The sequence below is a fragment of the Faunimonas sp. B44 genome (assembly GCF_052655945.1).
The window spans coordinates 5001-6442 of record NZ_JBQYEX010000035.1 but is presented as its reverse complement, the minus strand read 5'-3'; the positions used below and the strand labels follow the sequence as shown (position 1 = coordinate 6442).

Below are 1442 nucleotides of genomic sequence, written 5' to 3'. Positions count from 1 at the left end.
TGGTTGCGGGGGCAGGATTTGAACCTGCGACCTTCAGGTTATGAGCCTGACGAGCTACCGGGCTGCTCCACCCCGCGAGAGGTGTTGGGGCCGGCGTGGTGCCGGTCCGATCGGGTTCGGGCGGTTCCGGCCTCGGGGGCCGGGTGTCGTGTGAAGGGAAGGTGGTCTCGTGTGATTGTGTTTCTGCTGCGCTTGGCAGGCCTGGCGGCGACCGACTCTCCCAAGCCTTGAGGCTTAGTACCATTGGCGCTGAGGGATTTCACGGCCGAGTTCGGAATGGGATCGGGTGCTTGGCCCCTCGCTGGAGCCACCAGGCCGGCGAAGCGCAGTGCCGGGCGCGCGGGAGGCGCGCCGGCGACGGCTTGCGGCCGGCCGAAGGAACGGGACGAGAGCGACGGCGGACCGAACGGGTTTCGGGCCCTCGGGCCCGCCCCCCATCCGCTATTCGCAATTCGCCATTCGCGTCTGTTCCGTAACTGGTCTTTTCGGTTTGGCCGCGGCCTTTGCCGCGGGCATTGACTAATGAGAACGATCAAGCCGATCGAGCGATTAGTAAGGCTCAGCTTCACGCGTTGCCGCGCTTCCACATGCCTCCTATCAACGTGGTGGTCTTCCACGGCTCTGATAGGGAGAACTCGTTTCGAGGTGGGCTTCCCGCTTAGATGCCTTCAGCGGTTATCCCGTCCGCACATAGCTACCCTGCACTGCGGCTGGCGCCACAACAGGTCCACCAGAGGTGCGTCCATCCCGGTCCTCTCGTACTAGGGACAGCTCCTCTCAATTCTCCTACACCCACGGCAGATAGGGACCGAACTGTCTCGCGACGTTCTGAACCCAACTCACGTACCACTTTAATCGGCGAACAGCCGAACCCTTGGGACCTGCTCCAGCCCCAGGATGTGATGAGTCGACATCGAGGTGCCAAACGATCTCGTCGATATGGACTCTTGGAGATCATCAGCCTGTTATCCCCGGCGTACCTTTTATCCGTTGAGCGATGGCCCTTCCACGCGGGACCACCGGATCACTATGGCCGTCTTTCGACTCTGCTCGACTTGTCAGTCTCGCAGTCAGGCAGGCTTATGCCATTGCACTCGACGAGCGATTTCCGACCGCTCTGAGCCCACCTTCGCGCGCCTCCGTTACACTTTGGGAGGCGACCGCCCCAGTCAAACTACCCACCACACACTGTCCCGGACCCGGATGACGGGCCGCGGTTAGACATCCATGACTTCAAGGGTGGTATTTCAAGGGTGGCTCCACCCGAGCTGGCGCCCGGGCTTCGAAGCCTACCACCTATCCTACACATGACGTCACGAATGCCAGTGTGAAGTTGTAGTAAAGGTGCACGGGGTCTTTCCGTCTGACCGCAGGAACCCCGCATCTTCACGGGGAATTCAATTTCACTGAGTCGATGCTGGAGACAGCGGGGAAGTCGTTAC

General features: G+C 61.3%; 1 tRNA gene and 2 rRNA genes (1 of these 3 only partly in view). All 3 read right to left on the bottom strand.

Annotated elements, in window-relative coordinates:
- Window positions 1–77, bottom strand: a tRNA-Met gene (locus tag ACUN0C_RS19970).
- Window positions 78–199: 122 nt separating this feature from the next.
- A 5S ribosomal RNA gene (gene rrf / locus ACUN0C_RS19965) occupies window positions 200–315 on the bottom strand.
- 213 nt (window positions 316–528) lie between these two features.
- A 23S ribosomal RNA gene (locus ACUN0C_RS19960) occupies window positions 529–1442 on the bottom strand; it runs 1909 nt beyond the window's last position.